Source organism: Streptomyces sp. Root1304 (genome assembly GCF_001426405.1).
GTDB lineage: Bacteria > Actinomycetota > Actinomycetes > Streptomycetales > Streptomycetaceae > Streptomyces.
Genome location: NZ_LMEP01000027.1, coordinates 168,915 through 182,808, shown reverse-complemented (window position 1 = coordinate 182,808; position 13,894 = coordinate 168,915). Strand labels below are relative to the sequence as shown.

The following is a 13,894-nucleotide window of genomic DNA, read 5'->3' as shown; positions in this document are numbered from 1 at the left end:
GGGCACCGCCCGGGTGAGCAGCGAGAAGCGGATGCGCCCCTCCCTCCGCCACGTCGCCTCCCTCCGGGGTCCTGGTGGGCCGCGAGCGGGACCGACCGGCCCTACCCGGCTCCGCGGGCCCGGTGCGAGCGTGGCAGCAGGCCACCTCACGACCTGGAAAGGCGGTGGGCGCGATGGAATCGCCCCTGGTGGTAGGAGTCGACGGTTCCGACCCCAGCCTCACGGCCCTGGACTGGGCAGTCGACGAGGCCGTACGGCACGGGCTTCCCCTGAGGATCGTCCATGCCTCGCTGTGGGAGCGGTACGAGGGAGTCGTGCCGACCTGGGCCACGGACCGGCCGTCGGGCCAGGTGCTCGCCGAGAACATCGTCGGCACCGCGGCCGAACGCGCCCGGCGCCGCGCACCCGATCTCCCCCTGACCACGGCTGTCCTGGCCGAGGACGCGTCCACCGCACTGCTCAGGGAGGGGCAGGCGGGAGCCACCCTCGTCGTCGGATCCCGAGGGCGCGGCGAGTTCGCCGACCTGCTGCTCGGATCTGTCAGCTTCCTCGTGGCCGCCCGGGCTCCCTGCCCGGTCGTCGTCGTTAGGGGGGACCGACACGCTCTGGAGGCACGCCACGGGCGCGTGCTGCTCGGCGTCGGAGAACACGACGTGGACTCGCCCGCCGTGCGTTTCGCCTTCCGTGAGGCTGCGGCCCGGGATGCGGAGCTGGACGTAGTCAGCACCTGGCGGCGGCCGGTCCACGAACCGATCGACAACCCGCTGTTGAGCGGCAACCGCGCGATCCACCTTGCTGAACATTCCTCCGAATCGCTCGACAAGGCCCTGGAGGCCGCAGCGACCGAACATCCCCGGGTGCGCTTGCGCAGGGCCACGATCGAGGGTCCCGCCCACAGGGTGCTGACCGAGCGCTCCGCCGCCGCAGACCTGCTGGTCGTCGGGGCGCGACGCCGGGACGGGCTCGTCGGCCTGGAACTCGGCAGGGTCGCCCATCGCGCCCTGCACCACGCCAGGTGTCCCGTCGCCGTCGTACCCCAGCGGCGTCTCGAGAGCCCGGAAGGAGAGTCGTGATGAACACAGCCGACGGCCGGCACACCCCGCAGGCCACGAGCGACCTGGGCCGCCGCGTAGCAGTCAGGCGCGCCGAACTGGGCCTGTCCCGAGAGGAGGTGGCCGAGCGGGCCGGCTCTTCGCCGAGCTACATCGCCTACGTGGAGGAGCGCGTGCCTGCTCCGGGAATCGAGTTCCTGGTCCGGCTCGCGAACGCCCTGGAGACCACCGTCCAGGATCTCACCGGGGCCACGACGGGCCTTGCCCCTGGAGGAGCCCGCGCCGGGTACCGGGCACGGATGGAGGAGATCGACGAGGCGGAGTGCTGGGAGCTGCTCGACGGTCACGGCGTCGGCAGAGTCGCAGTCGAAGGGCGGGACGGGCTCATGGTCATCCCCGTGAACTACCAGCTCGTCGACGGGCAGGTCGTCTTCATGACCGCTGCGGATTCGTCCCTCGCGCGCGGCGCGGCGTCGGGTGCGGAAGTCGCTTTCGAGGAGGACCGCCTGGACGAGGCCTTCAGCCAGGGGTGGAGCGTGCTCGTCGTCGGTTCGGTGCGAACGGTGTCGGACGAGACCTCGGTACGGAGGATCAGGGAAGCGGTCCACTCGGAGCCGTGGGCCGGGGACGGGCGGGACACCGTGGTGACGCTCTCGCCGCGCCGGGTGACCGGCCGCCGCATCCGTGTGCCGGGCGCGCCCGGCACGCCGCCCGGGTCAGCCGATCAAGGGCCGACCCGTCAGTGACCTCCGAGTGCCGCTCCCGAACGCCACGTGCGTCCGCCGGCCGCGGACGTCCGTAGCACGCCGAGCGGGACGGCGTGCGTCCGGGCGCGGCCGACAGCAGAATCGCCGCCGTCCGCTCACGTCAGAGGGACGACGGCGACCGGCGCGGGGCTGTGGTGGATGACCGCGTGGGCGACATGGCCGAGATGCGTGCCGAGGGGCACCTTCCGGCTCCGCCGCCCCACGATGACGAGTTGCGCGGTCCGTGACGCCTCGACCAGCTGGTACGCAGGCACGCCGTCCACCGTCGTGGCCGTCACGTCCACGCCCGCGTACCGCTTCCGCCACGGTCCTACCAGGTCCTCCAGACCCCCGAGGATGTGGCCGCCCAGCTCCTCGCCGATGCCCGGGTCCATGACAGCCGCGTAGCCGTACGAGGCGGGAAGCGTCCAGCTGTGCAGCAGCCGCAGCGATGTGTTCCTGCGGGCGGCTTCCTCGAACGAGAACGCGAGCAGGGCTTCGCACGGGCGGTGGATGTCGACGCCCACCACGATCCCGCCCCGGTGAGCGACCGGGGCGCCCTCCGTGCGCACGAGAACGATCGGCCGCCGCGCCGAGCCGACGACGGCAAGGGAGACCGAGCCGACGATGAAGCCTCGGACGCCACCGAGCCCGCGGGATCCGAGCACCGTCAGATCCGCCTCGTTCGCGGCGGCCGTCAGCTCCTCGGCCGCCCCGCCTCGCGTACGCTCCGTGAGCACCTCGAGGCCGGGATGGTCCTTCCGCACACGGTCCGCCTCGTCCCGTAGGAGGCTCTCGGCCCGCTCGGCCATGGTCCGGGCGTACGACAGGGGCGCCTCAGGCGTGTTCGGCCACTCTTCCACGTGCACCAGCCGAAGGGGCACCTCGCGCAACACCGCTGCCGTCGCCGCCCAACCCACGGCGGCGAGGCTTTCCTCTGAACCGTCCAATCCGACGCTGACCTGGGGCGTCATGGCGTGCCTCCTCAGCCGTGTCCGCTCCGTTCCCTGCGGATCCGGACGGACAAGGACATCCGGACTTCAGGCTGGCGGTCCCGTGCCTTCCGGCAGCAGGGCCGGGCAGGTCTCGATCGGGGCCGAACGGCCCATCCACGGAAGGCCCGCGCCGGTGCGAGCGTGGGAGGTGTCGCCCCTCGGGACGTGCTCCCGAGCGCCGGGCGTACCCCGGAGGAGGAAACCATGACCAGCGAGATCCCCGCTCGACCGGAGCTCGGCAACGTCGTCGTGGGCGTCGACGGGTCCCCCTCCGGGCGCACGGCCGTCCTCTGGGCCGCCGCCGAGGCGGACCGACGGGGGCGGCCCCTGCGTCTTGTCCACGCCGCCGACACCGACCGCCGCGCCCTCTTCGCGAACGCCGAGACGATCCAGGCGGTGCGCGAAGCGGGCCGCGACCTGCTGATCGAGACCGAGAGCACGGTCCGAGAGCACTTTCCGGACCTCGCCGTCACGAAGGAACTGAGCCGTCAGGAGCCGGTGGCCGGCCTCCGGGCGACCGCCGGCCACCGGGGCACGATCGTGGTGGGCAGCCGGGGGCTCGGCGGCTTCTCGAGCCTGATGCTCGGATCCGTGGGCATGGGGGTGGCAGCCCGCGCCGAGGCGCCCGTGATCGTCGTCCGCGGTGACAGCGACCGCCCCGAGTCGGGCTCGGTGACGGCGGCCGTGCACGGCGCCTCTGATGTCGGCTGGCTGCTCGTCGCGGCGGCCGAGGCCGACGCCCGCAAGGCGGTGTTGCGACTGGTGAGCGTCTGGAACGTGCTCACTCACGTCGGCAGCGTCGCGACCATGCTGGACGACCTGGACGAGATCGCGCGGCGGCGCGTGCACGAGGTCAAAGTGCTCGCCGACCGCGTGCGTGACTTCTATCCCGGGCTCATCGTCAGCCATCACGTCGAGACGGGCACGAGCACGCCCGGGATCCTGGTGGAGGCGAGTGCCCACACCGATCTGCTCGTCATGGGCAGGGAGCACCGGGTGCTGGGCGCAGGCCCGTCCCTGGGGCGCGTCGCCCACGTCCTGCTCCACCACGCCCATTGCCCGGTGGAGATCGTCCCGCCCGCCTTCGCCACCCGGGTCGAGGAGTCGTGAACGAGATACTGCTCGGAGCCGACCCCCGGGAGCAATCGATCCCCGCTCTCGTCTGGGCGGCCGACGAGGCTGTACGAAGAGGACGGGCGCTCCGTCTCGTCGTCGCCGTACCGCCCGCCCACAACGGGCTCCGTCACGACGCGCTCGCCCACCGGAGCGCCCCGCGACTCCGCGCGGAGTCTTCCCCGGAGAGGTGAGCACCATGCAGCGCATCCGGATCAGCCCCCGGCCCCGACAACCCCGCAGGCCGAGCCCCCCCGATCTGCGGACCCCGACCGGCCGACCGCTCCCGTACTGAGGGGCACCCGAGAGCCACGGAGGATGTCATGGCACCGATGCGTCGCGTCGTACCGTTCACGGAGCTGGACCGCTCGGACGTCGGCCGGGTGGGAGGCAAGAACGCCTCACTGGGAGAGATGACGAACCGGCTCGGCGCCGCCGGCATACGCGTACCACCGGGCTTCGCCACCACCGCCGAGGCGTACGAGGAACTTCTCGCGGGCCGCGGACTGCGCGACGCGGTCGAGGAGCAGGTCGGCCGCCTGCACCGAGGGGCCCCGCTCGACGAGGTGGGCGCGGCCGTCCGTTCGTCCTTCCTCGCACAGCCACTGCCCCCGCCGCTGCGGGACGTCATCCTGACCGCGTACGAGCGACTGGCCCAGGAGAGCGGCCGGAAGACGCCCGAGGTGGCCGTGCGCAGCAGCGCGACGGCCGAGGACCTGCCCGAGGCGAGCTTCGCCGGGCAGCAGGAGACATACCTGAACGTCCGCGGCGCCGATGCGCTCCTGGAGGCGTGCAGGCGCTGCTACGCGTCCCTGTTCACCGACCGGGCGATCGACTACCGCGAGCGGATGGGCTTCGACCACATGGCCGTCGCCCTCTCCGTCGGCGTCCAGCTCATGGTCCGCTCCGACCTCGCCGGGGCCGGGGTCGCCTTCACCCTCGACCCGGAGAGCGGCTTCCCCGAGGTGATCGTGGTGAGCGCCGCCTGGGGTCTGGGCGAGACCGTCGTCAGCGGCCGGGTCGATCCCGACGAGTACACGGTGTTCAAGCCCAGCATGAAGGACCCCGCCCTGAACCCCGTGATCGATGTGCGGATCGGCACCAAGCGGCTCAAGACGGTGTACGCGGACACGGGGATGACCCGCACCCTCGACACCACCGACGCCGAGCGGAACCAACGCGTCCTCGCCGATGCGGAGATCAGCGAGCTCGCCGCCTGGGCGGCGGCCGTCGAAGAGCACTACGGCTGCCCGATGGATCTCGAATGGGCCAAGGACGGCCTCACCGGCGAACTCTGGATCGTCCAGGCGCGCCCTGAGACCGTGCAGTCCCGCCGGCGGTCCACGACCCTGCGCCGCTGCCGGCTGACCGTCGTTCCCGGTGAACCTCTGGTGGAGGGCATCGCGGTGGGCGAGGCGATCGGCCAGGGGCCCGTCGTCGCCCTCGACGCCCCCCTCGATCTCGACCGCTTCCCGCAGGGCGGGGTTCTCGTCACCCGAGTCACCGACCCCGACTGGGAACCGGTCATGAAGAGGGCTTCGGCGATCGTCACCGACCACGGCGGACGCACCTCGCACGCGGCCATCGTCAGCCGCGAACTCGGCGTCCCCGCTGTCGTCGGAACCGGCAACGGCACCCGGATTCTGCAGCAAGGCCGGCCGGTGACCGTCTCGTGTGCCGAGGGCGAGCGCGGACGGGTCCTCGACGGCCTGCTCGCGTACGAGGAGATCATGACCGACCTCGCGGAGCTGCCTGCCACGCGCACCGGAGTGATGCTCAACCTGGCCGACCCGTCGGCCGCGTTCCGCTGGTGGCGGCTGCCCGCCGATGGTGTGGGCCTCGCGCGCCTCGAGTTCATCGTCGCTCACCAGGTGAAGGTCCACCCGATGGCCCTGCTGCACCCGGAGCGACTCGATGCCCGCGACCGGCAGGCCGTCGAGCAGCTCACCGAGGGCTGTCCGGACCGGAGCCAGTACTTCGTCGACCGTCTGGCGTACGGCATCGCGCGGATCGCCGCCTCCCGGTGGCCGGCCCCCGTCATCGTGCGCACCAGCGACTTCAAGACCAACGAGTACGCCAAGCTCCTCGGCGGCCACCCCTTCGAACCCGACGAGGCCAACCCCATGATCGGCTGGCGGGGCGCGAGCCGGTACTACAGCGAGGGCTATCGGGAGGGGTTCGCTCTCGAGTGCCGTGCGTTGCGCCGGGTCCGTGAGGGGATGGGGATGACGAACGTGGTCGTCATGATTCCCTTCTGCCGGACCCTCGGCGAGGCGGACCAGGTGCTCGCGGTGATGGCGGAGGAGGGACTCGTACGGGGTGAGAAGGGCTTGCGCGTCTACGTGATGGCGGAGATACCGGCCAACATCATCCTTGCTGAGGACTTCGCGGATCGCTTCGACGGGTTCTCGATCGGCAGCAACGACCTCACGCAGCTCACCCTCGGCGTCGACCGCGACTCCGAGGCCCTCGCCCACGTCTTCGACGAGCGCGACCCCGCCGTCGTCCGCAGTGTCCGGAGCCTCGCTGCCCGCGCGCACGCGGCCGGCCGCCCTGTCGGACTGTGCGGGCAGCGGCCCAGCGACGATCCGGCGTTCACCGCGATCCTGGTCGACGCGGGCCTCGACTCCATCTCCGTCGCGCCGGACAGCTTCGCGACCGTCAAACGGCACGTGGCCCGGGCGGAGACGGCGCTTGAGAGCGCCGCCGGACGGAGGGAGGAGTGATCGTGCCCAGGAAGACACGGCACCGAGACACCCGGCCCTCGGCCGAGCTCGGTCGCCAGGCGGCCACGGACACAGGGCATGGTCGCCCCGAGAACCACCAGCCGCCCGCGGAGGGGGTGAACGGGCGTCCGAACCGCCCGGTCCACACCATCAGAGTGTCGACGCATTTCCTCTGAACCGACGGCGAAGCGGCCGGATCGCGAACAGGGGGCCTGAAAGGAGGACGCGGCCATGACGACCGCAAGGGAGATGATGCACGCCGGCGCGAGCTGCGTGCAGGAGAACGAGACCCTGATGGACGCGGCACGCCGCATGAGCGAGCTCGACGTCGGCGCTCTGCCCATCTGCGGGCCGGACAACCGGCTCCACGGCATCATCACCGACCGGGACATCGTGGTGAAGTGCCTGGCCAAGGGCAAGGACCCCCACCACATGACGGCCGGACTCCTCGCCCAGGGCAAGCCGGTCACGGTCGACGCGGACGCGGACAGCGAGCAGGTGCTCCGCACCATGCAGGAGCACCGCGTCCGCCGCGTACCCGTGATCGACGACCACCGCCTGGTCGGCATGATCAGCGAGGCGGACCTGGCGAAGCACCTGCCGGAGGAACGGGTGGGCCACTTCGTCGAGGAGATCTGCCGCTGACCGCACCGGAGCGGTGGCGCCATGGGCCGGTCGGTCCAGGCGCGGCCCGTTCGGCCCCGTCGGACGGCCCCCTTGGACGCTGCGCCGCGTCACCTCGCGGGCGGACGATGGGGTTGAGGAGTCGGACCGGCCCCCGTAACGCGGTCCACCGTCCGTCAGCACCGACTCGGGTCCTCGGCGACCGTCCTGGGCCCCGAAACGAGGAGCAGAACAATGGCCGGAGGCAAGGTCGAACGCAGGCACAGCCTCTTCCCCGACTTCAACGACTTGTTCAACCGGGAGTTTCCGGGGCTGCCCGGCTGGCGACCGGCGACGGCCGCACACTCCATCCCGGTGGAGGTGTCCAGCGGCGCCCGCGGGTACGTGCTGCGGGCCGAACTGCCCGGGATGGACCCCGACGACGTCACCATCACCGTCGATGACAACCTGATCACGGTGAGCGCGGAGCACAGCGAGAGCGAGGAGGACAAGGAGCACTCGGAGTTCCGCTACGGATCGTTCCGCAGGACCGTGCGTCTGCCGGTCACGATCCCGGCCGACGACGTCGAGGCGTCGTACGAGGACGGCATCCTCACCATCCGTGTCCCGATGCCCGAGGAGAAGACCGGCGCCGCACGCACCATACCGGTGAAGCGAGGCGGTACCCCGCCCGGGGAAGTCACGTCGTGAACGCCGAGCGAGTCCTGGTCGCCCACGACAGCAGGCACGGCGCGACCAGGGGGATCGCCGACGAGAACGGCCGGACGCTCTGGGCCGACGGCTTCACGGCCGTCGTCCTGCCGGCCGACACCGTCTCCGAGGTCAGGGGCTACGACGGAGTCGTCCTCGGCGGGACCCGGGAGCACATGACCTTCGGTGGCGCGGTGACCGCCGAGACGCCGGGCCGCATCAGCCGGTCCAGAGGCCGCCACGGTAAGGGCGGAGACTTCCGCGACCCGGAACGGATCCAGGACTGGGCCCACCACATCGGGACCGAACTCGGCACTACGCGCTGAACGGTCTCGTCGGCCCGTCCTGGAGGCCGCTCCATCCCAGAGGTGCGAGATATGGACCACCGCAAGCGGTCGGAACCGCGACCCACGCCGTCCGGACCGGGACGTGGCGGGCGCGCCACACTGGTCCTCGTCCTGACGATCTCCCTGATCTGCGGCGCCGTGGCCGCCGCGAGCCTGTGGAGCGCCGGCGCCAGGGCCGATCGTGCACTCGCCGCCCATCGCCACCGGGTGCAGGCGACCACCACCGGGCCGGCCAGGGACCCGGCCGTCGCCAGCCGGTACGGATCGACACCGCGGGCGGTCGCCCCTGCGGTCTGGGAACAGCCCGACCACGTCCGTCGGTCCGGCACCGTCCACGTCCCTCCCCGGACGCCCCAGGGCCGCACGGTGAAGATCTGGGTGGACGACAACGGCACTCCTGCCCGCGCTCCGGGCGGCACCGCCGACCGCGCGCTGACCTCGCTCTCGGGCGGGAGCTTCGCCACGGCCTCCGTCGGAGCGATCGGGGCCGGCGTTCTCGTCCTCGTACGACGGCGGACCGAAGCCCTCCGGCTCGCGGTCTGGGAACAGGAGTGGGAGCAGGTCGAACCCGTGTGGTCCGGTCGGCTCCGCAGGGGGAGTGCCCCGGGGACCGACGATGACTGACCGTGCCGCCACGGGCCGTGCCGCCACGCCCACCGGGGTGCTGCCGTTCGACCCCAGCGAGCCCCTGCCCAGACTGCGCCGGGAACTCGCCACCGGGCCAGAGGGGTTGTCCGCCCGCGAAGCCGCCCGCCGGCTCGCCGTTCACGGGCCCAACGAGGTACGACGCAAGGCCCGCTCCTCCTTCGCGCGGGAGCTGACCGGACAGCTGGTCCATCCGCTCGCTCTGCTGCTCTGGGCCGCCGCCGCGCTGGCCTTCGTCGCGGATCTGGGCGTGCTCGGCTGGGCGATCCTGGCGGTCATCGCCGTCAACGCGGGCTTCGCCCTGCTGCAGGAACGCCAGGCCGAACGGGCGGTGGAGACCCTCGCGCGCTATCTGCCCGAGCACGCCCTCGCGGTGCGCGACGGCCGGCCCCTCACCGTGGAGGCCCGCGACCTGGTGCCGGGCGACGTGATCCTCTTGGAGGAGGGCGACAAGGTACCGGCCGACGCGCGCGTCACCGAGGGCGGAGTGGAAGTCGATCTGTCGATGCTCACGGGGGAGTCCGTCCCCGCCGAACGCATGGCCGCGGCCGGGCTCCTCGGCGCCCCCTTGCTGGAGGAGCCGAATCTCGTCTTCAGCGGGACGACCTGTGTCGAGGGTCAGGCCCGGGCCATCGTGTTCGCCACCGGCGACCACACCGAGATCGGCCGGATCGCCGCCCTCAGCCAGCGGACAAGGCGCGAGGCGAGCCCGTTGGAACGACAGGTCAAGAAGGTCGCCTGGCTCATCGCCGGCGTCGCCACCGGCATGGGGGCCGTGTTCCTCGTCCTGGGGGTGGCCGTCGGACTGCCGGTGACCGACTCCCTCATGTTCGCCATCGGGCTCCTCGTCGCCAACGTCCCCGAGGGGCTGCTTCCGACCATCACGCTGGCCCTCGCGGTCGGCGTCCGAGCGCTGGCCCGCGAAGGCGCGCTGGTGAAGCGACTCAGCGCGGTGGAGACGCTCGGCTCCACGAACGTCATCTGCACGGACAAGACCGGCACGCTGACCCGCAACCGCATGCGTCTGAGAGCTCTCTGGACCGCGGAGCACGGAGCGGGACCCGGACCTCGGGCGCAGGAGCTGGTGCGGGCGAGCGCGCTGTGCACCACCGTGACCCGGGAGGGGGAGGGCGAACTGCACGGTGATCCGACCGAGGCCGCCCTCGTCGCCGGGGCCGCAGACCACGGGGCCCCTGTGGATCTCACCCGGCGCGACGCGGAACGGCGCGGACTGTTCCGCTTCGATCCGCGACTGCGGCTGATGTCGGTCGTACAGGAGGACGAGGTGACGGGTCACCTGCGGGTCATTGCCAAGGGAGCGCCCGAAGCGGTCCTGGCCCGCGTCCTTCCCGGCTCCGCCACGGACGCGGCCCGCTCGGCGGCCGAGGAGCTGGCCGAGGGGGGCATGAGGGTCCTCGCCGTCGCCGCACGCGACCTGCCGTCGGGGTCGGAGCCGCCGTCGCGCCGTCAGGACGCCGAATCGGGACTGACACTGCTCGGTCTGGTCGGGCTGTACGACCCACCGCGCCCCGAGGTGGCGGAGGCCATCCGCCGCTGCCACGAGGCCGGGATGCGCGTGCACATCGTGACGGGGGACAGCGGAGCCACCGCCGCGGCGGTCGCCCGGGAGGTGGGCATCGGAGTGCCCAGCCTGCAGGTGGTCGCGGCCTCCGAGTCGCTGGGCGACGAGGAGCTCGACCGGCTCCTCGTGGAAGGCGACGCCGAGATCGTCTTCGCCCGCTCCTCGCCCGAGACGAAGCTCAAGGTGGCGGACACCTTGCGGGCCCACGGCCGGATCGTCGCCATGACGGGTGACGGGGTCAACGACGCCCCCGCGCTGCACCGCGCGCACATCGGGGTGGCCATGGGCCGCTCGGGCACCGATGTGGCCCGCGAGGCCGCCACCATGGTGCTCACCGACGACGACTTCGCCACCATCGTGACCGCGGTCGAATCCGGGCGACGCGTCTACGACAACGTACGCAAGTTCATCGTCTACATCTTCGCCCACGCCACCCCGGAGATCGTGCCCTTCCTCGTCTTCGCGCTCTCCGCCGGCGCTGTACCGCTGCCGCTCACCGTGCTGCAGATCCTCGCCATCGACCTCGGCACCGAGACGCTGCCCGCCCTCGCCCTCGGCCGGGAACGCTCCGAGCCCGGCATCATGCAGCGGCCGCCCCGACCACGGCACCAGGGCGTGATCTCCCGCGACATGCTCGTCCGCAGCTGGGGCTACCTGGGCCTGGCATCGGCCGCCCTGGTCATGACCGGCTTCTTCTACGTGCTCTGGCGCGCGGGCTGGCAGCCGGGTGATCCCACGGGTACGGGCAGCCCCCTGCACCACGCCTACGTGACGGCCACCACGGCCAGCTTCGCCGGCATCGTCACCTGCCAGGTCGGTACGGCCTTCGCGGCCCGTACCGACCACGCGGCACTCCGCGACATCGGGGTGTTCTCCAATCCGCTGCTGCTCGCCGGCATCGCCTTCGAGCTCGCGTTCACGGCCGCCCTCGTCTACGCGCCCCCGCTCCAGCACCTCTTCGGCACGGCCGCCCTGCCCCTGGACGTCGTTCTGCTCATCGCGACGTTCCCGGTCCTGGTGTGGGGCACGGACGAGCTGCGGCGCGCCAAGCGCCGCCGTCGGCGTCCGGCACGCACGACCGGCTCGTGACCACCCAGATCCGCGACACTGCGGTGCCTCATCGCCTGTCACCCTCGGCTGTGAGTTCGCACCGTACGTCCACGACTCCTTCGACAGCGCGAGCAAGGCGGGCTGCGAGCGGGATGAGCGCGCTGTCGCGGACCTCGCCCGACAGGTTCACGACTCCGGCATCGACACGGACCTCGACCCGACGACGAGAGAGGGGGAACAAGTGCTCGACGACGTCGCGGCGCACTTCGGCGGCGAGATCCTCGTCCGGGCGGAGGAAGACCTTGAGGAGGTCGGACCGGCTCACGATCCCCTGGATGACGCCGCTCGCGTCGACGACGGGTAGCCGCTTCACGCGACGGGCAGCCATGAGACGGGCGGCCCGGGGCAGGGACGCACCGGGAGCGACGGTGACAGCGGGCGAGGTCATCAGGTCCTCGGCTCTGTGAGAGCCCGCCTTGGCCGTGGCGTCGAGGCGACGCATCTGTTCCACGAGACCCGGGCGGTGGTCGTGGAGTTCCTCCTTGAGGAGCAGGTCGGCCTCGGAGACCACGCCGACGACGCGGCCCTCGCCCTCGACAACCGGTACGGCGGTCACCTTCCACCGCTCCATGGCGGCGACGATCTCCTTGAACTCCGCGCCGGGCTGGACGGCGACGACCTTCTTGGTCATCACGTCGGCGACGGTGAACGGCTGGGTGGCCATGACTCTGTCTCCTCACCGGGCGTGGGCCAGGGGTTCCGTGCCGATGCGCGGCATGAGGTCCTCCAGCCCTTTCCCACAGACTCGCCCGGGTCGGGTGCCGCCCGGGAGGGCCGCGCAGGTCCCACCCGGGGGCCGAAGGGCCCCGTCAGCGGACGAGGACGGCCTCACCCGAGCGGGGGACGACGGCCGTCCAGCCCAGTTCGTGGTCGATGCGGTCGCGCAGCGCCTCGGAAGCGGCCGGTTCGCCGTGGACGAGGTAGGTGGTGTGCGGGGGAGGGGCGCCTCGCAGCCAGTCGAGGATCTGTCCGGCGTCGGCGTGGGCCGAGAAGTGGGGTACGTCGGCGACCTCGGCCCGTACGGGTACGTACTCGCCGAACATCTTGAGCGTCCGGGAACCCTCGACCAAGTCCCGCGCCCGGGTTCCGGCGGCGGCGAAGCCGACGACCACGACCGCGTTGCGCGGGTCCGGGAGCAGCCGGTGAAGGTGGTGCAGGACGCGGCCGCCGGTCGCCATGCCGGCCGAGGAGACGATGACGGCGGGACCGTGGGTGCTGTTGATGTCGATGGACTCCTGGACCGTGCGGGCGGCGAGGAACGGCTCCGGGCTCAGAGCCGCGTCCCCCGAGGCCAGGATCTCGGGCCGCAGCTCGGCCGACCGCTCGCGCACGGCGTCGCGGTAGACGTCGAGGGCGGCCAGAGCCATGGGGCTGTCCACGTACACGGGCACCGAGCGGGGCAGGACGCCCGTCTCGCGCAGCAGGGTCAGTTCGTGCAGGACGACCTCGGTGCGGTCGATCGCGAAGGCGGGGATGACGACGGTGCCGCTCCGGGCGAGGGTCCGGGCGATCACGGCGGCGAACTCCGACCGGGCGGATTCCTGGTCGTGGCGGCGGTCGCCGTACGTGGACTCCATCAGCAGCACGTCGGCACCGGAGAACGGCTCGGGCGGAAGCAGAAGTGGGTGTCCGGGCCGCCCGAGGTCCCCGGAGACGGCCAGGGTGTGGCCGTCCTCCAGCGTCAGGCGGGCCCAGGCCGACCCCAGGATGTGCCCGCCGTGGTGGAGTGTCAGTCGTGTGCCGGCCATGATCTCCACGTCCTCGCCGATCGGGACGGGGTCGAGGAACGCCAGCGTCTTCTCGACGTCGGAGTCGTCGTACAACGGCTTGGCCGGGCGGTGCTTGGACCAGCCGTGCTCGGCGGCGTGCCGGGCGGCCTCCATCTGGAGACGGGCGCTGTCGCGCAGCACGATCGCGGCGAGCCGGGCGGTGTGGGCGCTGGTGAGGATCGGGCCTCGGAAGCCCTGCCGGACCAGGCGTGGCAGATAGCCGCAGTGGTCCAGGTGGGCGTGGGTGACGACCACGGCGTCGACGTCGGCGGCGTCGCGCGCGAACCGTTCCCAGTTGCGGCGCCTCAGGTTCGCGAAACCCTGGAAGAGACCGCAGTCGAGGAGGATCCGCGCATGATCGCTCTCCACCAGGAACTTGCTTCCGGTGACCGTCCCCACGCCGCCCAGGAAGCTGAGCAGTGCGGGCCGCGGGGCGGTGGGAGTGGCGTTCGGCGCTGCCTCGGACATGGTCAGCCCTCCTTCGGAGTGGACCGG

General features: G+C 72.0%; 13 protein-coding genes. 10 read left to right on the top strand and 3 right to left on the bottom strand.

Going from position 1 to position 13,894, the window contains the following annotated elements:
- Positions 1-173 precede the first annotated feature (173 nt).
- Together ASD33_RS31930 and ASD33_RS31925 are read left to right on the top strand one after the other, a co-directional pair.
- Positions 174-1,073, top strand: coding sequence for a universal stress protein (locus ASD33_RS31930; protein WP_056568973.1), 900 nt, complete (start codon positions 174-176; stop codon positions 1,071-1,073).
- The gene (locus tag ASD33_RS31925) at positions 1,073-1,798 is read left to right on the top strand and encodes a pyridoxamine 5'-phosphate oxidase family protein (RefSeq protein WP_056568638.1); all 726 of its coding nucleotides are present in this window, start codon (positions 1,073-1,075) and stop codon (positions 1,796-1,798) included. The genes ASD33_RS31930 and ASD33_RS31925 overlap by 1 nt, the downstream gene beginning before the upstream one ends.
- A gap of 116 nt (positions 1,799-1,914) precedes the next feature.
- Here ASD33_RS31925 and ASD33_RS31920 read toward each other — a convergent pair whose 3' ends face one another.
- On the bottom strand, positions 1,915-2,772 hold the full coding sequence (locus ASD33_RS31920; RefSeq protein ID WP_056568634.1) for a universal stress protein: 858 nt from the start codon (positions 2,770-2,772) through the stop codon (positions 1,915-1,917).
- Between the two features lie 225 nt (positions 2,773-2,997).
- Between ASD33_RS31920 and ASD33_RS31915 the strand changes: the two genes are divergently transcribed.
- The 8 genes from ASD33_RS31915 to ASD33_RS31885 all read left to right on the top strand — a co-directional run bounded on the left by ASD33_RS31915 (position 2,998) and on the right by ASD33_RS31885 (position 11,609).
- Positions 2,998-3,903, top strand: a complete 906-nt coding sequence (locus tag ASD33_RS31915; protein WP_056568630.1) for a universal stress protein — start codon at positions 2,998-3,000, stop codon at positions 3,901-3,903.
- Complete coding sequence (locus ASD33_RS35310) at positions 3,900-4,100, top strand: hypothetical protein (RefSeq protein WP_107103799.1); 201 nt, start codon at positions 3,900-3,902, stop codon at positions 4,098-4,100. Before ASD33_RS31915 ends, ASD33_RS35310 begins: the two co-directional genes overlap by 4 nt.
- A 129-nt stretch (positions 4,101-4,229) precedes the next feature.
- Positions 4,230-6,632: a phosphoenolpyruvate synthase gene (gene ppsA / locus ASD33_RS31910; RefSeq protein WP_056568627.1), complete on the top strand. Its 2,403-nt coding sequence runs from the start codon at positions 4,230-4,232 to the stop codon at positions 6,630-6,632.
- A 231-nt stretch (positions 6,633-6,863) separates the two neighbouring features.
- Positions 6,864-7,277: a CBS domain-containing protein gene (locus tag ASD33_RS31905; protein WP_056568624.1), complete on the top strand. Its 414-nt coding sequence runs from the start codon at positions 6,864-6,866 to the stop codon at positions 7,275-7,277.
- 213 nt (positions 7,278-7,490) lie between these two features.
- A complete protein-coding gene (locus ASD33_RS31900; RefSeq protein ID WP_056568620.1) occupies positions 7,491-7,946 on the top strand; it encodes an Hsp20/alpha crystallin family protein in 456 nt (151 codons plus the stop codon).
- On the top strand, positions 7,943-8,272 hold the full coding sequence (locus tag ASD33_RS31895; protein WP_056568617.1) for a hypothetical protein: 330 nt from the start codon (positions 7,943-7,945) through the stop codon (positions 8,270-8,272). The genes ASD33_RS31900 and ASD33_RS31895 overlap by 4 nt, the downstream gene beginning before the upstream one ends.
- A gap of 51 nt (positions 8,273-8,323) precedes the next feature.
- Positions 8,324-8,917, top strand: coding sequence for a hypothetical protein (locus ASD33_RS31890; RefSeq protein WP_056568614.1), 594 nt, complete (start codon positions 8,324-8,326; stop codon positions 8,915-8,917).
- On the top strand, positions 8,910-11,609 hold the full coding sequence (locus ASD33_RS31885) for a cation-transporting P-type ATPase (RefSeq protein WP_056568610.1): 2,700 nt from the start codon (positions 8,910-8,912) through the stop codon (positions 11,607-11,609). The genes ASD33_RS31890 and ASD33_RS31885 overlap by 8 nt, the downstream gene beginning before the upstream one ends.
- Positions 11,610-11,637: 28 nt before the next feature.
- Here the strand turns inward: ASD33_RS31885 and ASD33_RS31880 are convergent, their stop codons facing one another.
- Together ASD33_RS31880 and ASD33_RS31875 are read right to left on the bottom strand one after the other, a co-directional pair.
- A complete protein-coding gene (locus tag ASD33_RS31880; protein ID WP_056568606.1) occupies positions 11,638-12,294 on the bottom strand; it encodes a CBS domain-containing protein in 657 nt (218 codons plus the stop codon).
- Between the two features lie 145 nt (positions 12,295-12,439).
- Complete coding sequence (locus ASD33_RS31875; protein WP_056568604.1) at positions 12,440-13,867, bottom strand: MBL fold metallo-hydrolase; 1,428 nt, start codon at positions 13,865-13,867, stop codon at positions 12,440-12,442.
- Positions 13,868-13,894: the final 27 nt, after the last annotated feature.